Genomic DNA, 20205 nt, shown 5'->3' with positions numbered 1-20205 from the left:
CCGGTACCGAACTCCGCCGGTTCTTACCCGCGGGTAAGGACGGATCAGTACACTCGCGCCATGGCTGTGACGACACGCGTGACCACCTCCGACGGCATCATCGAGGGCAAGCCCGTCGGCGACCTCACCACCTGGCGCGGCATCCCCTACGCCGCCCCGCCCGTCGGACCGCTTCGGTTCCGAGCGCCGCAACCCACCGAACCGTGGTCGGGCGTGCGCGACGCCACCGAATGGGGCAACGCCTCCGTTCAGCACAAGCGCGGCACGATGCTCGCGGTCGGCAAGTACCAGCCGTCGAGCGAGGACTGCCTGACGCTCAACGTGTTGGCCCCGAGCGCACCGAGCGCGAGTCCGCGTCCGGTCATGGTGTTCATCCACGGCGGTGCCTACACGCTCGGCACGTCGGCGACCCCGCTGTATGGCGGCGGCTCTCTGGTGCGCCGCTCGCTGAAGGACGGCGACGGCATCATCTACGTCTCGGTCAACTACCGTCTCGGCGCACTGGGCTACCTCGACATGTCCCAGTTCTCCACTCCCGAGCGGCCGTTCGACTCCAACCTGGGCCTGCGGGATCAGGTCGCAGCGCTGGAGTGGGTGCAGCGAAACATCGCCCAGTTCGGCGGTGATGCGAACAACGTCACCGTCTTCGGCGAATCCGCCGGCGGCAATGCCGTCACCACCCTCATGACGGTTCCCGCCGCGAAAGGCCTTTTCAAGCAGGCCATTTCCGAGAGCTCCGCTCCCGGCATGACGGCCACCAAGGAGCGCGCCGATCAATGGGCGCGCGAGTACGTGGGCTACCTCGGCGGCACCGCCGAGAAAGCGGCCGAGACCCTCGAGAACGCCGAGGTACTCCGGCTCGGGCGCGCCGGCACCAAACTCGGCCTCACCACCCTGCACCGCACTCCCGGACTGCTTCCGTTCGGACCGGTGATCGACGGCGACTTCCTACCGGTCAGCCCGGTCGAGGCCTACGCGAACGGCACCGCGCACCGCGTCCCATTGATCATCGGCACCAATGCCCGTGAGGGAACACTGTTTCCGAAGTTCCTCGACGCACTGCCCACCAACCCCGAGCGCATCACCAAGCTGTTCTCACTCACCGATCCCGACGCCGAAGCCGTGGTCACCGCCGGCTATCGCGGCTACCCCAGTGAGCGGGCAGCCATCGACTTCGGCGGCGACTTCACCTTCTGGAAGCCGTCTCTCGAAGTGGCCGAAGGACATTCGCGTCACGCACCCACGTACTTCTACCGCTTCGACTTCGCCCCACGGTCGATGAAACTGCTCGGCCTCGATGCCACCCACGGCTTCGAGCTGTTCGCCGTGTTCGGTATCAACGAGACCCTCTTCGGCAAGGGGCTCACTCTGGCCGGAGGACGTAAGGCCTTCGCCGAGGTCACCGAGCAGGTGCAGTCGAACTGGATTGCGTTCGCCACCAACGGAAAACCGTTGGACACGTGGCCGGCGTACGACGAGGATTCGCGTCGGACATTGATCTTCGACACCCGCACCCGGGTACAGAAGGACCCACGGAGCGACCGGCGCAAGGCATGGGAAGGCTACCGGGGCTACGACAGCCAGAAGCTCGAACCCGTCACTTGAGCAGTCGCGACATGCGACGGTCGGCGAGAATCTTGCCGGCCGTCTGGCATGTCGCGCAGTACTGAAACGAGCGATCGACGTAGGCGACCTCGCGCACCGGGTCGCCGCACACCGGGCACGGAAGTCCGGTTCTGGCGTGCACTCGCATCCCCGATCGCTTCTCCCCCTTCAGACGCGCCGCATCCTGCCCGGCCGACCGCGCCACCGCGTCGGACAGGACCGAGCGCATCGCGGCATAGAGCGTCGCGACGGATTCGGGATCGAGCTTGCTCGACGACGCGAACGGCGAGAGCTTCGCGACGTGCAGTATCTCGTCCGAGTAGGCGTTTCCGATGCCGGCCAACAGCGACTGATCCACCAACGAGGTCTTCAGTCGCGCGGTGGTGCCGGCGAGGATCTCGGCGAATTCGAGTTCGGTGACCGTGAGCGCATCCGGCCCGAGCCTGGCGATGCTCGCGACCTGTTGCGGGTCGCGCACCACCCACACCGCCAGCCGCTTCTTGGTACCCGCCTCGGTGAGATCGATGGCGGGCGTCGCTCCTTCCGGGGTGAAGAAATGGATCCGCAGCGCCAGGGGCCCTTTGCCCGGCTTCGGCGGTGCGACGCTGGGGTTGTCCACCCACCGCAGCCATCCTCCGCGGGAGAGATGGGTGATCAGCCAGAGGTCACCGGCGCGGAGTGCCAAATGCTTCCCGAAGCGGGCGGCATCGGTGACGTCCTTGCCCTGCAGCTCGGTGATCGGCGGATCGAACGTCTTGAGAACGCTCAGTGCAGCGATGTCGATGCGACCGATCACCGCACCGACGGCATGCTCGCGCAGAAAGCCGGCAAGGGCTTCTACCTCGGGTAATTCCGGCATGTACCCAGTATGCAGCTACGATGACCGTCGTGATGGTTCCGACTCCGTACGAAGATCTGCTGCGCCACATCCTCGATACCGGGACGGCGAAATCCGACCGAACCGGAACCGGCACCACCAGCGTGTTCGGACATCAGATGCGCTTCGACCTGGCCGCGGGCTTCCCGTTGATCACCACCAAGAAGGTCCACCTGAAGTCGATCGTCTACGAGTTGCTGTGGTTCCTGCGCGGGGATTCGAACGCCACCTGGCTGCAGGAGCACGGCGTGAGCATCTGGGACGAGTGGGCTGCTCCCGACGGCGAGCTCGGCCCCGTCTACGGAGTGCAGTGGCGATCGTGGCCCACCCCGTCGGGCGAGCACATCGACCAGATCAGCCAGGTCATCGAGACCCTGAAGACCGATCCGGATTCGCGGCGGATGATCGTCTCGGCCTGGAACGTCGGTGAGATCCCGCGGATGGCGCTACCGCCGTGCCACGCGTTCTTCCAGTTCTACGTGGCCGACGGCAAGCTCTCGTGCCAGCTCTACCAGCGCAGTGCGGACATGTTTCTCGGTGTGCCGTTCAACATCGCCAGCTATGCGTTGCTCACGCACATGGTGGCGGCGCAGACCGGCCTCGAGGTCGGCGAGTTCGTCTGGACCGGCGGCGATTGCCACATCTACGACAACCACCGCGATCAGGTCACCGAGCAGCTCTCGCGCGAGGCGTACCCGTACCCCACTCTGAAACTGGCGCAACGGGATTCGATCTTCGACTACACCTACCAGGACATCGAGATCGTGGACTACCAGCACCACCCGGCGATCAAGGCACCGGTAGCGGTGTGAGTGCACCGCACTTCGTGGGTCTGATCTGGGCCCAGACCACCGCGGGCGTCATCGGGGACGCGGGATCCATCCCCTGGCATGTCCCCGAGGACATGGCGCACTTCAAGTCGAAGACGGCCGAGCATCCGGTGATCATGGGCCGCAAGACCTGGGACTCACTGCCTGCGAAGTTCCGTCCGCTGCCGGGCCGTCGCAACATCGTGGTCACCCGCAACTCCTCGTGGACCGCCGACGGTGCCGAGAACGCACCGAGTGTCGCCGACGCCCTGGCCCTGGTAGGCGAGAGCCCGTTGTGGGTCATGGGGGGCGGCGAAATCTATCGCAGTGCAATGGGTATCGCGACCCATCTGGAAGTGACCGAGGTCGATCTCGACGTCGAGGGCGATACGAGCGCTCCCGAAATTCCCGACGGCTGGGTCGCCAGGGCAGGCGACTGGCAGAGCAGCCGCGTCGACGGCACCCGATTCCGCTGGGTCGAGTACGGAAAGCCTACCCAACCTTCTTGAGCGCGTTCAGGATTCCCCCGTCGCGACTGCGAGCGGTGCGTCATACTGACGATCATGGACAAGAAGTCACTCACCGCCCTTGCCCGCCAACAGCTCAAGCTTGCAGTCGGCGCGTCGAGTGGCCGCAGTTCGCAGACGGTCTACGGCGGTCACCGACGCCACCTGCGTCAGACGGTCGTGGCTCTGGCCGCCGGCAACAAGCTGGCCGAACACGACCTCTCCGGCGAGTCGACCGTCCTGGTGCTCAGCGGCAAGCTCGAACTGATCTCGGGTGAGCGCTCCTGGAAGGGCTCGACCGGCGACCTTCTCGTCATTCCCGACGCCCGCCACAGCGTCGAGGCCCTCGAAGACGTGAGCTTTCTGCTGACCGTCGCTATGTGAGCGGCTTCCGCACGACCAGCACCGGGCAGTCCGCGGTGTTGACGAGCGCGAAACTCGTGGAGCCCAACAACATTCCACCGAATCCGCCGCGCCCCCGGTTGCCCACCACGATCAACGCTCCGGTCTCGGACAACCCGCTCAGAATCCTCACCGGACGGTCCTGAGCAACGATGCGCTGCACCTCGACGTCCGGGAATCTCTCCTGCCAGCCGGCGAGGCTCTCTGCCAGCAGAGCCTCCTCACCGTCTGCGATGGCCTGCCAGTCCCTCGGTGCACGGCCGAACGACTGGGTCAGATCGACATCCGACCACACGTGCACCGCGATCAACACGGCTCCGCGGGCCGATGCTTCGACGAACGCCCACTCGACCGCAGCCTGGTTGACCTCAGAGCCGTCGATACCGACGACGACCGGCCCCTCGGCGACCGGCCGACCGTCGATGTCACGGCCTCGCACCACCGCGACCGGAGAGACGCTGTGCGCAGCCAACGAGAGTGTGACAGCACCGGTTTCGCTGGCCCCGATCACCAGGAGCTCGGCCTGAGCCGAGACCCCGATGAGAACGTCCATCACACCGCCCTCGACGGCACTCGAGGTCACATCGAACGCGGGATCGTCGACCACCAGTGCCGCCAGAGTTTCCGCCGCCACCAATCTGGATTTGGCCGTGGCCACGAATTCGGTTGCTTCTCCGGCGAATTCGCTCAGGTCGACCACCCCTGGCATGTCCACGGCCGTCACGATGTGCAATCGCCGATCGCGTCGGTGAGCACAGAGCGCCGCCCAGATCACGGCCTTGTCCGCTGCAGCGGATCCGTCGATGCCGACGATGATCGGTCGAGAGCCTGTCACGTTTCGGGCCTCCGGTCGTTGCGCGAGAACCAGGCCTCGGGCGTATGACGAATAGGAGTTCAGGCTAGTCGATGGACCCCGCCGAAGCGCCTCTTCGATTCGAATCGAACCGAAGAGGCGCCGGTCCCACGGACCCCCCGGGGTATGTGGTGTCAGCTGGCGCGCAATGCGTTTGCGTACTCCTGGCTTCGCGTGCGGCTGAGCTCGGTAGCGGTGTCCTGGGCGTCGAGATGATCGAGATAGTCGGCCAGTTGGTCGCGGCTGCGGGCTCCCGCGCCGAGATCGGTGCGCTCGAAGATGCCCCACTGAGCCAGCAAGGGACGCAGGACCTCGTCGAGGTGGCGGCGCAGATCGTAGATTCCGTCACGCGAGATGAGCATCGCGCTGCGCGCGAACCCCGGCAGATTGCTGCCCGGGAGCTGGAAGTTCATGACCACCTCGGTGATCGCGGTGACGGTGAGCGACGGTGCGACCTCGAGCGCCGCGGAGACCAGGTCGGCAAAGAAGCGGACATGCAGATCCTGATCGGCGACGATGCGTCCGAGCAGGCGATCGGCCACCGGATCGTGGCACTGAGCGGCGGTGTTGCGATGACAGATGCTCGCGACCGACTCGTCGAGAGTCACCTGCGCCAGCGACCGAAGCAGGTGCGCTCCGTTCATCGGGGCGTCGAAACCCACCGTCATGCATTGTGCCCGGGCGCGACCGAGGGCGATCGGATCGACGCTGCGGGTGGCGACCAGGTAGTCGGTGACGGCCACCGCGTGCCGGGTTCGTTCGTCGCTCCACTCGGTGAGCCACGACGGCCAGGCCCCGATCTCGGAGGCGGTGGTGTCGCGCCGGTACAGCGGAATGTTCTGTTCCACAAGCAGAGTGGTCACCAAAGCCGCCTTGGCGGCTTCGGTCAGGGTGGAGGGACGCGAACCCCAGTACATCTCGGCCCGAACGAAGTCGGCCGGTTCCCACCGCACGGCTTCGGCACGATGCCGAACGAGATTCGCCTCGATGGCCGGCAACAGTTCTCGCAGAACCGCGAACTGCCCGATGTCACTGCGCATACCCACCCCTTCGCCGCCCGCACACCCACTCCGACGGAGATCAACGTAGATGCGCGGCCCGTCCGTCGGGACGGCTTGACGATTGTTTAGGGCAAGTCGCAAGCGCCCGGGGCACGCGCTCGAGATAGGTCACAACGAGTTTTGCCGAAATGGTGGATCACGCGTTGATAACAACCTATGATCGATCCTGTTAGAGGCCCAGAAACAAACTTGAAGTACGAAAACGCCGCGGTTTCGTCGGGGATTGCATACATTGAGCCGTGGAAGCGCGTCGATACGCGTGAGTGAGTTTGCTTTCTCGAGACCTGAAGAATCCAACACGAAGGGTTGATCTGTGACCGTTCACAACTCGACTAGCCTCGGAATCATGGTCGCGGGTCAGCCTGCGTCGGCTCCTCTTCGCGACTTCCGCGCGGTGGCTCGGCTCCTCGTGGGGCACTTCGCCGCCAACACCCCCTGCGGGTCGCTGCCGGGCGAACAGCTCCACGGCGACGTCACCGAATTCACCGTCAAGTGCATCAGTATCGCCGTGCAGATGCTCGACGAACGACGTGCTCCGGCGGAGTCCGACCTGGCCGAACTCCGCGCCAAGGCCAGTCAGTGGGCGCGCGAGGGTGTGCCCCTCGAGTCCGTGCTCAGCGTCTACCACGAGGGCATCCAGATCGGCTGGAATCTCGTGTCCAAGCGGGCAGGTGAAGGCGACGCCGCTCAACTGATCGAGGCCGCGCGGATGTTCGTGCTGCTGTCGGAGAAGGTGTCCATCGCGGCCAGCAAGAGCTACGTCGAGGAGCTCCAATCGGTGGCCAGTGAGCACCACACGGCAGCACACACCCTGGTGACCTCGCTGCTCAGCGGCCACAATGCGGTGTCGATGGCCCGTCAGTCCGGTATCGAGCTCGCCGACAGTTACCTCGTGCTCGCCATCTCGGTGCCGCCGCACCCCGACGAGAACGACCCCAACATCCAGAAGACCGTCGCCGCCCGGCGAAAGCTGCGCCGCGTTCAGGCCGAGCTCGCCACGATCTGCGGCCGTACCCCACTGTCCCTGTTGAGCACCGAAGGCGGCACCGTGCTGATCCCCGGTGTTCACGACGACGAGTGGGTCGAGGCCCTGGTGCACCGCATCGGTACCGCAGCCGAGGTTCCCGTCACCGTCACCGCGGAGCAGGCCGCTACCGCCGACATCCCCACCGCAGCCGATCAGGTCCACGAACTGCTGTCGTTGGCACACCAGCTGCACCGTCCGTCCGGGCTGTACCGCATGGACGACCTGGTGCTCGAGTACCAGCTCACGCGACCGGGACCCGGCCGTCGCCACCTGACCCAGATCCTCGAGCCACTCGACTCGTCGCCGGAGCTGCTCGAGACCCTCGAGATCCACATCTCGCACGATCTGAACCGGCAGCGATCTGCTCGCCAGCTCCACCTGCACACCAACACCGTCGACTACCGCCTCAAGCGGATCGCTCAACTCACCGGCTTCGACCCCACGCGTCCGTCCGGAATCCGACACCTGCAGGCCGCCCTGGTGGCCCGACGCCTCGAATCCTCGCGCGGCGCAGCGTGATCTGAGAACTCCGACCGGTTTCTCGACCCGACGGCAGGTAGCGTCGGAAGTATTCGAGGAGCAGGGGATTGTTGGATGACGAAGTTGAAGCTCGAGCTGTCCGGTGTGGTCAAGGAGTACCCCACCGGCGAGCAACCGGTACGCGCGTTGGACGGTATCGATCTCACGATCGAGGGTGGCCAGTTCGTCTCGCTCGTCGCACCGTCCGGTGCCGGCAAGTCGACGCTGCTGCATATGCTCGGCGCACTCGACACGCCCACGTCGGGTTCCATCCGGTTCGACGACGTCGAGGTCACCACCCTCGACGACAATGCCCAATCCGATTTTCGACGCCACCAGGTGGGGTTCGTCTTCCAGTTCTTCAACCTGCTGCCGACGATGTCCGCGTGGGAGAACGTCGCCGTTCCCAAACTGCTCGACGGCACCCCCATCAAGAAAGCCAAGTCCGACGCGATGCGTCTGCTCGACATGGTCGGACTCTCGAACCGATCCGAGCACCGTCCGGCACAGTTGTCCGGCGGTCAGATCCAGCGCATCGCGATCGCACGGGCGTTGATGATGGATCCGGCACTACTGATCGCCGACGAGCCGACCGGCAATCTCGATTCGAAGACCTCACACAACGTCCTGGAGATTCTTGCCGAGGTAGCGCACGCCAGTGACGGGCGTCGAGCAGTGGTGATGGCTACCCACGACCTCGAGGCGGCTCGGTCCACCGACCGCATCGTCAGCATGATCGACGGCCGCGTCGAGACCGACACTCCTACGGCCGGCCTCGATCGGTGATAGGTACCGCGCTCAGCAGATTTCGAGTCATCAGCCTGCGCGACCTCCGCATGCACTGGGTGCGTTCGCTGGTCTCCGCCGGTGTCGTCGCCGTCGCCGCCGGGTTGCTCATCGCCGTCCTCGGCACGTACGGATCCTTGACCGGATCCGTCGAGCGCCTCGCGGTGTCGATTGCAGGTAGCGCGAACTACGAGGTCGTCGGTGTCACCGACTCGGGCTTCGATCAGAGCGAACTCGACGCCGTCCGTGCTGTTCCCGGCGTCGAGACAGCAGTCCCACTGCTGCGCAGCACCGTTCGGTCCGACGTCGGAGACCTGACGATTCTCGGCGTCGACTCGTCCATCACGGCACTGCAATCCGATCTGGAAGGCGCAGTAGGAAACGCGGCCGGGTTGCTCACCGACCCGGCCGGGGTATTGGTCGGAGCCGCAACAGGTCTGACGCAGGGCGACACCGTCACCATCGACGATGTTCCGACGGCGGTGGTCGGCGTGGTCGACGGCCCGGGGACGCAGCGGATCGGCGGGGGTATGTTCGCCGTCGCGCTCATCCCGACGGCTCAGACGCTCACCGACCGCCCCGATCAGCTCGATTCGATCTTCGTCCTCGGCAGCGGCGACACTCTGCGTACCGACCTCGACGCCGCACTGGCGGGCCGGGTGTCGGTGATGAATCCGGACTTCAGGGCCGACCGCGCGAACCAGGCCATGAGCCTGACTCGCAATGCGACACTCATGGTCTCGCTCATCGCGTTCGTGGTCGCGGCGTTCCTCGTCTTCAATGTCATGAACATGGCCATCGCGAAGCGTCGACCCACCATCTCTCTGCTCCGGGCAGTCGGCGGCCGCCGCGGCGATATCGTCCGAGACCTGTTGTTCGAGTCCGTTCTGGTCGGTCTCGTCGGCGGTGCCGTCGGAGTTCCGCTCGGAATCGTGATGGGCCGCATCGCGATCGAGAGCCTGCCGCCGTTTCTCTCACAGGCTTTCGATGCGCGGATCGAATACGTGTTGCCCGGCTTCGCGATTCCGGTGGCGATCGTGGCGTGCGTGCTGGCCTGCGCGGGTGCCTCGGCCGTCGCTGCGGTGCAGGTGTATCGAATCTCGCCGATCGAGGCACTAGCGGTCGGCGGCGGAGAGACCTCGGGTGGTCCCGGTCTGCGATTCACCGTGGCCACAACCGTGTTCGGCGTGCTCGCCGTCGCCGGATCCTTCCTGTTCGCCGTCAACGTCGACGGGCAGCTGACCCTCGGGGCCGGTGCGCTGTTCATGTTCGGCGTCGTCGCGCTGTGCGTCGGCGCGACGGGGCCGATCGTGTCGATCACCGCAGCGGTCCCCCGCCGCTGGGGTGGTGCCGGACGCCTCGCGACCGCCACCATCGAACGCGCCCCGCGGCGTATCTGGGCAACCGTGATGACGATCGTGATCGCGGTGGGAGTCAGTGTGGGAGTGTCGGGTTCGCTCACCAACATGACCGACTCGGCGGCCGAATCGTTGTCGTCGTTGGCCGATACCGACCTGTACGTGTCGATGTCCTCGCCCGACGCCATACCGTCGGGCCCGATCGTTCCCGCCGAGGTGGAAGACGCCGTCGCATCGACGCCCGGTGTGTCTCGCATCGTCGAGGGGCAGTGGGCATACGCCACGATCGACGGCGAGACGGTATCCATCCAGGGCGTCGCCGACGGTAGCAACGCGGTGACTCTCACCTCGCTCACCGAAGATGTGCGTTCCCAGGTGCTCGCCGGTGACGGGGTTGTGCTGTCCCGGGGGTTCGGCAGAACGTTGGGTGTCTCGGTGGGCGACTCCATCGACTTGCCGACGCCGACCGGCGTCCAGACCGTGCGGGTGTTGGATCTGGTCGACTACATCAACGCCGCCGGCGGCACGATGGCGATCTCGCTGGATTCGATGCAGCGGTGGTACGACCGACCCGGGGCGACCTACCTGGAGATCGGCGTCGACGGAGACGTTGCCGCCGTACAGGATTCACTGCGTTCGACGCTTCCACCCGAGGCCTTCGTCTACACCGGCGCTGCCGCACTCGAAGGCACCAGCGCTGCCATCCGGCAGTCCGGCGCACTGGCGATCGCGTTGCAGTGGATCGTCGCGCTCGTCGCTGCCGTCGCCTTGCTCAACACCTTGACACTGTCGGTGCTTGAGCGTCGCCGCGAACTCGGCGTACTGCGAGCCATGGGCGGTGGTCGAGGAACCCTGGCGCGAATGGTGCTCGCCGAGGCGCTGTCGGTCGGCATCGTCGGTGGTGTGCTCGGCCTCATCATCGGCGCGGGGCTGCAATACCTGAGCACCTTGATCCTCGGAGCCAGCATCGGGATTCCGGTCGCCTACACCGCGAGCTGGTCGGTGCTGCTGTACGGACTCGTCGCCCTCGGCCTCTCGCTGTTGGGTTCGGCTCCGCCTGCCGTGCACGCATCGCGACTGAACATCGTGGACGCTATTGCGGCGGATTAGGTGGTGGGGATCGGTGTTGGACTCCGGCTGCGGGGCCCAGGGATCCGCAAACGCGCGCGCGTTCGTCAGGTGCGAGCGAAATAGACAACGTCCGGTTGTCGACTATGCGCGCGTCTGACAAATGCGCGCGCGTTTGCAGCAGGAGGGTGACGACATTCGACGCCTTCGCGCGTGACATCCAGCGCTTCGTCGGCATCGAATCGATCGCCGATTACACCGCTCACCAGCACCGCACTGCCCTGAACCTGATCGCATCGCTGACCGGGACGGTGACGAGCAGCGGCAACCTGCTTCACGATCGACACCGTGGGCCGCTAGACTAGCGAGCGCGATGTGGGCCAGCTGTGCACCGGAGGCAGCGAACCCATCCGCAACCGATTGTTCGATGGATCGAAAGCCGTTGCTGGACAAGGGCTTCGGATCAGAGAACGGTCACCAGCCTTCGTAGCTCAGGGGATAGAGCAACCCTCTCCTAAAGGGTAGGTCGCAGGTTCGAATCCTGCCGAGGGCACCACGAGTCGTCCCCGCTTTCTGCCTCCATCAGTTGCTTGCCACTATTGCGCTGCCACAAAATCCCCCGTATCATCGAACATGCATTCGAGTACTGGGGAGGAACTCGTGGTCACAGCTGTACAAGATTCGCCGTTGACGTCCGATGAAGTGCTGCGCTTCGTTGCGCGTCTTCAGTCATCGGAGTTCGATGCCGACGCAGCAGCGGGCATCGATCTGATCTCCGCCCTCGAGACGATCAAGTGCGCCAGCGTGGCCGTTCAAGCCGTGGTGACCGACGCCGTGGCGACGACCATCAGCAACGAACGTAAAGAGCACGGAAAGCCGAAAGCCCAGTGGCGCATCGGTATTGCGTCACAGATCGGCCTGGCCCGTCGCGAATCACCGAACCGCGGCGGCACTCATCTTGGCCTCGCTCGCGCTCTGGTGCACGAAATGCCGCACACCCTGGCTCGCCTACGAGCCGGAGAACTCAACGAGTGGCGTGCCATGATCCTCGCCCGCGAAACCGCATGCCTCACCGTCGACGACCGCCGCACCATCGACGAAAGACTGTGCGCAGACCCCGCCACACTGGCCGGCGCGGGCGACCGCACCATCGAAGGCCGCGCCCGCGCTCTCGCCAACGAACTCGACGCCGCTTCCCAGGTGAAGCGCCGCGCCAAGGCCTACGCCGCCCGACGCACCAGCACCAGCACCCGCCCCGCACCCGAATCGATGGGGTTCTTCACCGTGCTCACCTCGATGGAGAAGTCGGTCTGCATGTGGGCAACGCTGCGACGAGACGCCGACACCATCATGAACTCCGGCGGTGACACGCGCACCCGCGACCAGATCATGGCCGACCTCGTGTTCGAGCGGATCACCGGCGCATCCGCCGCACAGGGCCCACCGGTGACCGTCGACATCGTCATCGCCGATTCCGCCCTCCTTGCCGGCGGTTCCACGTCCGCATACATGCACGGCTACGGCGACATTCCGTCCGACGTCGCACGACAACTCATCCGAGACACACTCGACAGTGAGACGCACGTCGCATTGCGTCGCCTCTACGCGCATCCGACATCCGGCGCACTGACGGCAGTGGAGTCCACATCACGCGCATTTCCGACGGCGCTGGGACGCCTCATCGATCTTCGAGATCGCACCTGCCGCACTCCGTGGTGCGACGCGCCGATTCGTCACCACGATCACGTCAGACCCCACTCCGCAGGCGGCAGAACGAGTGCCGAGAACGGCGCAGGCCTTTGTGCCGCATGCAATTACGCGAAAGAGGGCGAGGGCTGGACGGCCGAGGCCTTACGAGACAAACGCAACGCACGGCACCGCTACACGCTCATCTCACCCACCGGGCACACCTATGACTCGAGCGCGCCGCCGATGCCGGTTGTCGAGCTCTACAGCTCGAGGATCGAGAACGTGATGATCACCGGTCTCTTCGACGACGACGCCGCATGACAGGTCGCGGCGGGAAGAAACCGAGCATCAACTCGGTTACACTCGTCAACGGCGCGCCCAGCTGCACGCCAGACGTCGTGGAATGCTCCCGAACCTCCATGTGCACCCTGCACAGGCTTCTCTTACGGCGATCGAAACTGCCCACCGGCAGTCTCGCCACCTTGCATCTCGGCCCGAAGGCCCGCAGGTGCAACACCCTGCCCGAAAGGCACTTTTCATCACTATGACGACCCCACAGACTTTTGCTGCACTCGGTGTGCCCCAGGCCATCGCGGATGTACTCGCGAGCCAGGGCAAGACCGAGGCATTCCCCATCCAGGCCGATACGCTCCCCGACACACTGCAGGGACGCGACGTGCTCGGACGCGGAAAGACCGGCAGCGGCAAGACACTCGCCTTCTCCATCCCCATGGTCGCTCGCCTCGCCGGCCAGCTTCCCGGTAACCGCAAGCCCGGCCGCCCCCGCGGCCTGATCCTCGCGCCGACGCGTGAGCTCGCCACCCAGATCGCCGTCGCGATCGAACCCCTCGCGTCCGCATACTCGCTGAAGGTCACCACGATCTTCGGTGGTGTCTCGCAGGTACGCCAGGTCTCCGCACTCAAGGGCGGAGTCGACATCGTCGTCGCCTGCCCCGGCCGCCTCGAAGACCTGATGAAGCAGCGTCACCTCACCCTCGACGGCGTTCAGATCACCGTCCTCGACGAGGCAGACCACATGGCCGATCTGGGCTTCCTGCCCGTCGTCACCCGCATCCTCGCCGCCACCCCGGACAAGGGCCAGCGCATGCTGTTCTCCGCGACCCTGGACAACGGCGTCGACAAGCTGGTCAAGCGCTTCCTGCACAACCAGATCACGCACTCCGTCGACGAGGCCACGTCACACGTCGAGGCCATGACGCACAGCGTGTTCGAGGTCGACGGCGTCGAAGCCAAGAAGAAGCTGGTCCACCAGCTCGCCTCCGGCACCGGACGTCGCATCCTGTTCATGCGCACCAAGCACCAGGCCCGCAAGCTCGCCAAGCAGCTGACCGACGCCGGAATCCCGTCCGTCGACCTGCACGGCAACCTCTCGCAGGCCGCACGTGACCGCAACCTCGCCGCGTTCTCGTCCGGCCAGGCTCGCGTCCTCGTCGCCACCGACGTCGCAGCTCGCGGCGTTCACGTCGATGACGTCCAGCTCGTCGTCCACGTCGATCCCCCGGCCGAGCACAAGGCGTACCTGCACCGTTCCGGCCGCACCGCACGCGCGGGAAGTGCCGGAGACGTCGTGACCGTCGTCCTGCCCGAGCAGCGCAAGGACACCGCAGTACTGCTGCGCAAGGCCGACATCAAGGTCACGCCCATCCGCGTCACCGCCGACTCACCCGCCGTGGCGAACCTCGTCGGCGAGCAGGCTCGCTACGTCCAGCCCGCGCCGAAGGCCGAGCAGGCACCGGCTCGCACCGCGAATCCTCGCAACAGCAACAACGCGCGACGTGGCGGCCCGGCCCGCAGTGGCGGTCAGCCGCGCAGTGGAGGTCAGCCGCGCAGTGGAGGTCAGCCGCGCAGCGGTGGTGGCGGCCACAGCCGTCGCGCAGCAGGACCGGCCACGAGCCAGCGCAGCCGCTGATATCGGCCTGAGCGCGGAAAGTCCTCTCTACGAGGGCTTTCCGCGCTTTGCTGTTCTCACACTCACCACCGCAGCAACCGCGCAGAGACCAGCCGCGCCGAACCATGCCATCGTGTATTCGCCGGTCGCGTCGCGCACGACGCCTGCGACGACCGAGGCGATACCCGCACCGATCTGGTGCGAGGCGAACACCCAACCGAACACCAGCGAGCCTCGTTCGCCGAAGACCTCGCGACACAGTGCGATGGTGGGTGGAACCGTTGCCACCCAATCCAATCCGTAGATCACCACGAAGATCACGATCGACGGCTGAATGGTTGCGGAGAGCAACCACGGCAGAAACAGCAGCGACACTCCGCGAAACCCGTAGTACGCCGCCAACAGGTAGCGAGGGTCGACGCGATCGGTCAACCACCCCGATGCGATAGTTCCGACGATGTCGAAGATTCCGACCACCGCCAGCAGACCTGCAGCGGTGGTCTCGTGCATTCCGTGGTCGTGCGCCGACGGTATGAAGTGCGTGCCGATGAGACCGTTGGTCGTTGCGCCGCAGATCGCGAAGCCGACCACCAGAGCCCAGAAGGTTCGCACCCGGCTCGCGTCGCGCAATGCCTGTATCGCGGCCCTGGCGGGGTTCACCGTCGACTCCACAACGACCGCTGTGTAATCCTCCGGCGCTCCGTAGGGGGTCACGCCGATGTCCGCAGGCATGTTGCGCAACCAGCGCAGGACGAACGGAACCACGATCAGCGACCCACCTGCGATGAGGAACGAGGCGGCACGCCAGCCGGACTTGTCGACGAGCTGAGCGATCAGGGGCAGAAAGATCAGCTGCCCCGTCGCGCTGCCTGCCGTCAGGATCCCCGACACGAGCCCACGCCGCTGCACGAACCACCGATCGGTCACCACCGCCGCAAAGACGAGGGCCATCGATCCGGTACCCAGGCCGATCATGACGCCCCAGGTCAGTACCAACTGCCAGGCCTGGGTCACGAACACGCTCAGAGCGCTGCCTGCCGCCACGACGACCAACGCCGTCGACGTCACCGCACGAATTCCGAAGCGTTCCATCAGTGCCGCAGCGAACGGTGCAGTCAATCCGAACAGAACGAGGTTCACCCCTACAGCCAGAGACAGCATCGACCGCGGCCAGCCGAACTCGTCCTGCAGCGGCACCATCAGCACGCTCGGTGCGGCCCGGAACCCCGCTGCGCCGACGAGAGCGAGGAACGCCACAGCGGCAACGATCCAGGCCGGGTGGATCCGCCTGCGCGTCCTGATCTCGGAAGTCACGCTGACATTGTGCGCCTCGTCGACTGGCACACTGGAGCGGTGACCGTCAGCCCTTCCCCCACGCACAAGTCAGGGCCCCTCGGTCCGCAGGAGATGGCGACCGCTGCTGTGATGAGCAGCTTCACCGTCGCGTTGACGGTGATCGGTGTGCTGGTACCGATGGCGGCGATACTTCAGGTCGTGGCGGCGATCCCCATGTCGGTGGTCGCGCTCCGGTATCGGACTCGTGCACTTGTCACCTCCGCGGTCGCCGGCACCCTCGTCGGTTTCGTCGCGGCCGGAACCCAGACGGCCATCACCGTCGCCAGCGCCGCCCTACTGGGCGGGCTGGTCGGGCGGGCGAAGCGCAAGAAGCAGGGACTGTTCGGCGTTCTGGTCACCTCGATGGTCGTCGGGCCTGCACTCGGAGCATTGACCGTGCTGATGCTCCTCGTCCTCGTGCCGCTGCGTGAGCTGTTCCTCGAGACTCTCCGCAACACTTTCGAAGGCATTTCTCGACTGCTCGAGCGCACATCGGCACTGCAGGGAGTTGCCGACGTGATCCGCACCGGCTCGACGGCCGTGCTCGACAACTGGTGGTGGTGGGCAGGCGGGTCGATCGCCTTCGGCATCGTCACCGGAACGCTGTTCGCATGGCTCATTCTCACCGCGATCCTCGACCGTCTCTCCACCATTCCCATCCCCGAGCCGCTGGCCCCCAGCACCGATGACGAGATCGGGCCGCTGCCGGTCACGCTTTCGGCAGTCGGATTCCGCTACCCAGGTAGCGCGACGTCCGCGTTGACCGGCGTCGACCTCCGGATCGAGACCGGCGAATTCGTGGCAATCGTCGGCCACAACGGTTCCGGCAAATCGACGCTGACGCGGATCCTCGCCGGTCTCGAACCGTCGGAGGGAACCGTGGACAGGCCCGGCTCGACCGGTCTCGGACGGTACGGCGGCACGGCGGTGGTGCTGCAGCGCCCCGAAAGTCAGATCCTCGGCACCCGCGTCGCCGACGACGTGGTGTGGGGACTGCCTCCAGGCGATTCACGCCCCGATGTGGAGGCCCTGCTCGACGAGGTCGGACTCGGCGGGATGGGAGCGCGCGACACTGCCTCCCTGTCCGGCGGCGAAATGCAGCGACTCGCCGTGGCCGCAGCACTTGCTCGCCGTCCTGCGCTTCTCATCGCCGACGAGGCAACCGCGATGATCGACGCCTCCGGGCGCGAACATCTGGTCACGCTCCTCGCCGAACTGCCCCGCAGGCACCAGATGTCGGTCGTGCTCGTCACCCACCATGTTTCGGAGACCGTCGCCGCAGATCGCGTCGTACATCTGCACGAGGGCTACCGGGTGCAGCACGACACCACGTGGATGCAGGCTCGAACCGAGAATCCGGCTGCGCTGCACGACAATTCGAGCGAACGCCTCCTCGAACTGAGCGGCGTCGAGCACACGTACAACCGCCGCACCCCCTGGTCGCAGGCAGCACTGAACGGCATCGACATCACCGTCAAACGCGGTGAGGGTGTGCTGGTTCTCGGTGGCAACGGTTCGGGCAAATCCACCCTCGCCTGGATCATGGCCGGCCTCACCGGCCCGACCAGCGGCACCGCCCAGCTCGGCGGCAAGGCGATGACCTCACGCGTCGGCGAGGTCGGGCTCGCGTTTCAGCACTCCCGCCTGCAGTTGCAGCGGCGCACCGTCTCCGAGGACATCGCTGCCGCTGCCGGTCCCGAAACAGGTTCTGCCACAGTATCGGCCGCGATGGACGCCGTCGGCCTGGACAGGTCGTTGGCCGCTCGCGACATCGATTCGCTCAGTGGTGGTCAGATGCGACGCGTCGTGTTGGCGGGGCTCATTGCACGTCGGCCCCGCATGCTGGTTCTCGACGAACCCCTGGCCGGGCTCGATCCTCCCGGACGCGACGACATCATCGGCGTTCTCGCCGGACTGCGCGATCGCGGCGTCGCCATCGTCGTCATCTCGCACGACGTGGACGGCATGGACACCGTCTGCAGCCGCACCATCACGATGGCCGACGGCCACATCGTCTCCGATTCGATCCTGGGGAGCGTGCACTCGTGACCACCGTCGTATTGCGTCAGGTCCCGCGATTCTCACCGATCCACCGCCTGTGGGCCGGCACCAAACTCGTCGCCGTGCTGCTGCTGAGCATCACTCTCGTCGTGGCACCGACGTGGCCCGCCCTCGGAATCGTGTTCGCGCTGTTGGTCATTGCCGCGATCATCGCGCACGTCCCGATCACCGCAGTGCCGCGTCCACCGTGGTGGATCTGGGCTTTGTTCGGCGTCGGTGCCCTGATCAATCTGCCGATCGGCGGCGCGGCAGTGCTGGTGTATCTGCGCGCGACACTGTTCATCTTCGTCCTGCTCGGCGCATCGATGATGATCGGCTGGACCACGTCGATGAGCGACATCGCCCCTGCGGTCTCCAAACTGGGCACGCCGCTGAAGAAGCTGAAGTTGCCGGTCGACGAGTGGGCGATCGCCGTGGCTCTGAGCCTGCGGTCGCTTCCGTTGCTGATCGAAGAGATGCGCACCCTCAACGCTGCCCGACGCCTGCGCCCCAAGCCGGTCGTCAACAGCGCGTCCGACAATTCTCTGGTCGACATCGTCACGACGGTGATGTCGGTTGCCATCAGACGGGCCGACGAGATGGGTGGGGCCATCACCGCCCGCGGAGGCACCGGAATGATCACCGCCACCGAGGCGCGCTTCAAGGCCTCCGACGCGGTGACGCTGACCGTGGTGACTCTGGCGTGCGCCGCTGCCATCGCGATCAGCTTCCTGTGGAGCTGATCTACTCGCCCGCGAGACGTTCGGTGCGCGAGTTCAAGGCCTTGACGAACACGTCCGGGATGTCTCGCGGATCCTCGGCGACATAGCTGGTTCCTCCGGTCGCAGCCGAGATCTGTTGCAGTGCAACAGGATCTGCATCACCGGTGACGCCGACGGTGATGATCACGATGGGCCGCACCGGATCCTGTTCCTTCTGCAGCGATGCCAGCAGCTGGTCGAGGGAGATACTGCCCTCGTCTTCGTTGGCTCCGTCGGTCAGGATGATGACACTGTTGACGTAGTCGGGGTCGTATCCCTCTTTGACCCGCCGGAACGCCGCCAACGTGGTGTCGTAGAGCCCTGTTCCGCCTCCGACGAGAGCCGGAAGGCCTCGAATGGAATCGAGAATGGCGTCGCGCTGCGACTTTCCGTTGAAGGTACCGTCGGCCTTACCCATCGGCACCAGCTCGCGGTAATCCTGTTTTCCGCCGCCGAGGCCGATCGAGAATGCCCAGAGGCCCATTTCCGTCTGGTCGCTGAACAGCGAGTTGGCACCCACCGATGCGTCGACGGTGAGTGCGATACGAGTCGAGTCGCCCGACTTCGCGGCCATCGAACCCGACACGTCCTCGACGACGAGGGTCCGCAGCGGTAGCGCGAGCACGGCCCAATCCCGCAGCGTCGTCTCGATGGACAGCGGGTTCTTGATCTCGAGCGACGCGACGGACCCGACGCCTCGACCGTCGGGAAGTGGTGTGCCACTCGACGTTCGGAAGCCGGCTGCGACCAGGGTGTCGGCGGCCGACGCGGTGGCGAGCACCGAAGCCAGTGCCGCTCCGGCCTGCTTGACACGGTCGTACTCGGGGCCGGCAGGTGCGGTCACGGCCAGCGGGTAGTTGAGGAAGTAGCTCCCGGTCGGCGGAACCGACTCGGTCAACTCCGACCCCGGGTTGTCGGCCTGGTACGCGAGCAGTGCCTGTTCGGTGGCCACGCTTGTGCCACCGTCTGCGGCCACCTGGGCCACCAGATCCGGGGTGTCGTGTGGGGCGTCCGCGATCCGACCGAAGTCCTGTGCCATGGGTACCAGTGCCGCCGACACGGCCTTGGCATCGGAGATCGCCACCTCGGATTCGGCGAGCGCACCGAGGATCGCGGCGTTCGAGGCGCTGCTGGTCAGGGGATCACCGATGCGTTGACCGGGAAGCTGGAGCACGCTGAGCCAGGTTTCGGTCACCGGTACGGCATCGGACTTCGAGACCAGGACCGGGAGCGTGTTCGCGACGGAGGTCTTGGCCAGCTCGGGTAGCGCTCCGGTCGAGCGGAGGGTCTTGAGCAGCCACAGCGTCGAGTCCGGGATCCACAGGTCCGGGCGATTTCGGGTGCCCGCGATCTCGGTCGCCGTGTCGGTGGGGCGTTCGGGGCGGACTCCTGCGATTCCCTCGACACGGTCTCGCTGGCGGTGGACACTTCCATCGCCGAGCCGGTGCAGCAGATCGTCGCCCAGGCAGGCGACGTCGAGCGCGGCTGCGTGAACTTCGAGGTCCGCCCCGAACGCCCCACCGACACGGCGACCGAGATCGCGGGCACCCGAAATCGCCCGGACCTGTGGATCCCGGACTCGACGCTGTGGCTGCTCAAG

At 65.9% G+C, this 20205-nt stretch carries 17 protein-coding genes and 1 tRNA gene; 13 read left to right on the top strand and 5 right to left on the bottom strand.

The annotated features are described in order from the left end of the window. Positions 1-60 precede the first annotated feature (60 nt). Positions 61-1605 carry a carboxylesterase/lipase family protein gene (locus CH251_RS14640; protein ID WP_094613784.1) on the top strand — a complete coding sequence of 515 codons (1545 nt, stop codon included), beginning with the start codon at positions 61-63 and terminating at the stop codon, positions 1603-1605. Here the strand turns inward: CH251_RS14640 and CH251_RS14635 are convergent. Beyond that, entirely contained in the window at positions 1598-2464 is an 867-nt protein-coding gene (locus CH251_RS14635) for an Fpg/Nei family DNA glycosylase (RefSeq protein ID WP_094613783.1), read from the bottom strand. The genes CH251_RS14640 and CH251_RS14635 overlap by 8 nt on opposite strands. A 29-nt stretch (positions 2465-2493) precedes the next feature. On the opposite strand from CH251_RS14635, the gene CH251_RS14630 reads away from it, so the two are divergent. From CH251_RS14630 to CH251_RS14620, 3 genes are read left to right on the top strand one after another with little or no spacing between them, the layout of a single operon-like run. Then, positions 2494-3294 carry a thymidylate synthase gene (locus CH251_RS14630; RefSeq protein ID WP_094613874.1) on the top strand — a complete coding sequence of 267 codons (801 nt, stop codon included), beginning with the start codon at positions 2494-2496 and terminating at the stop codon, positions 3292-3294. Next, positions 3291-3800 carry a dihydrofolate reductase gene (locus CH251_RS14625; protein WP_306436824.1) on the top strand — a complete coding sequence of 170 codons (510 nt, stop codon included), beginning with the start codon at positions 3291-3293 and terminating at the stop codon, positions 3798-3800. Before CH251_RS14630 ends, CH251_RS14625 begins: the two co-directional genes overlap by 4 nt. A 54-nt stretch (positions 3801-3854) precedes the next feature. After that, on the top strand, positions 3855-4181 hold the full coding sequence (locus CH251_RS14620; RefSeq protein WP_032395790.1) for a cupin domain-containing protein: 327 nt from the start codon (positions 3855-3857) through the stop codon (positions 4179-4181). Here the strand turns inward: CH251_RS14620 and CH251_RS14615 are convergent. Both CH251_RS14615 and CH251_RS14610 read right to left on the bottom strand, forming a co-directional pair. Continuing rightward, a complete protein-coding gene (locus CH251_RS14615) occupies positions 4174-5034 on the bottom strand; it encodes a universal stress protein (RefSeq protein ID WP_094613782.1) in 861 nt (286 codons plus the stop codon). The genes CH251_RS14620 and CH251_RS14615 overlap by 8 nt on opposite strands. A gap of 152 nt (positions 5035-5186) precedes the next feature. Further along, a complete protein-coding gene (locus CH251_RS14610; protein WP_094613781.1) occupies positions 5187-6092 on the bottom strand; it encodes an acyl-ACP desaturase in 906 nt (301 codons plus the stop codon). A 367-nt stretch (positions 6093-6459) separates the two neighbouring features. On the opposite strand from CH251_RS14610, the gene CH251_RS14605 reads away from it, so the two are divergent. The 7 genes from CH251_RS14605 to CH251_RS14580 all read left to right on the top strand — a co-directional run bounded on the left by CH251_RS14605 (position 6460) and on the right by CH251_RS14580 (position 14490). Further along, positions 6460-7659 (top strand): CdaR family transcriptional regulator, encoded by a 1200-nt coding sequence (locus tag CH251_RS14605; protein ID WP_256979080.1) that lies wholly within the window; start codon positions 6460-6462, stop codon positions 7657-7659. An 84-nt stretch (positions 7660-7743) separates the two neighbouring features. Beyond that, a complete protein-coding gene (locus tag CH251_RS14600; RefSeq protein ID WP_032396254.1) occupies positions 7744-8445 on the top strand; it encodes an ABC transporter ATP-binding protein in 702 nt (233 codons plus the stop codon). Positions 8446-8495: 50 nt separating this feature from the next. Next, entirely contained in the window at positions 8496-10913 is a 2418-nt protein-coding gene (locus CH251_RS14595; protein ID WP_143537869.1) for an FtsX-like permease family protein, read from the top strand. A 146-nt stretch (positions 10914-11059) separates the two neighbouring features. After that, positions 11060-11236: a hypothetical protein gene (locus CH251_RS27540; RefSeq protein WP_179273511.1), complete on the top strand. Its 177-nt coding sequence runs from the start codon at positions 11060-11062 to the stop codon at positions 11234-11236. Between the two features lie 115 nt (positions 11237-11351). Continuing rightward, positions 11352-11427 (top strand) — tRNA-Arg (locus CH251_RS14590). 104 nt (positions 11428-11531) lie between these two features. After that, a complete protein-coding gene (locus CH251_RS14585) occupies positions 11532-12881 on the top strand; it encodes an HNH endonuclease (RefSeq protein ID WP_256979079.1) in 1350 nt (449 codons plus the stop codon). Between the two features lie 223 nt (positions 12882-13104). After that, the gene (locus CH251_RS14580) at positions 13105-14490 is read left to right on the top strand and encodes a DEAD/DEAH box helicase (protein WP_094613778.1); all 1386 of its coding nucleotides are present in this window, start codon (positions 13105-13107) and stop codon (positions 14488-14490) included. 27 nt (positions 14491-14517) lie between these two features. Here the strand turns inward: CH251_RS14580 and CH251_RS14575 are convergent, their stop codons facing one another. Beyond that, positions 14518-15783: an MFS transporter gene (locus CH251_RS14575; RefSeq protein WP_218828303.1), complete on the bottom strand. Its 1266-nt coding sequence runs from the start codon at positions 15781-15783 to the stop codon at positions 14518-14520. A gap of 39 nt (positions 15784-15822) precedes the next feature. On the opposite strand from CH251_RS14575, the gene CH251_RS14570 reads away from it, so the two are divergent. Further along, complete coding sequence (locus tag CH251_RS14570; RefSeq protein ID WP_256979078.1) at positions 15823-17853, top strand: ATP-binding cassette domain-containing protein; 2031 nt, start codon at positions 15823-15825, stop codon at positions 17851-17853. Next, positions 17850-18587 (top strand): energy-coupling factor transporter transmembrane protein EcfT, encoded by a 738-nt coding sequence (locus CH251_RS14565; protein ID WP_094613776.1) that lies wholly within the window; start codon positions 17850-17852, stop codon positions 18585-18587. The genes CH251_RS14570 and CH251_RS14565 overlap by 4 nt, the downstream gene beginning before the upstream one ends. 1 nt (position 18588) lies before the next feature. On the opposite strand, the gene CH251_RS14560 is transcribed toward CH251_RS14565, so the two are convergent. Next, the coding region (locus tag CH251_RS14560; protein ID WP_143544974.1) for a VWA domain-containing protein at positions 18589-20205 on the bottom strand (1617 nt) is incomplete at its 5' end.

The organism is Rhodococcus sp. 06-462-5 (assembly GCF_002258315.1).
Lineage (GTDB): Bacteria > Actinomycetota > Actinomycetes > Mycobacteriales > Mycobacteriaceae > Rhodococcoides.
The sequence above is the reverse complement of the archived record's forward strand: the minus strand, read 5'-3'. Positions and strand labels throughout refer to the sequence as shown.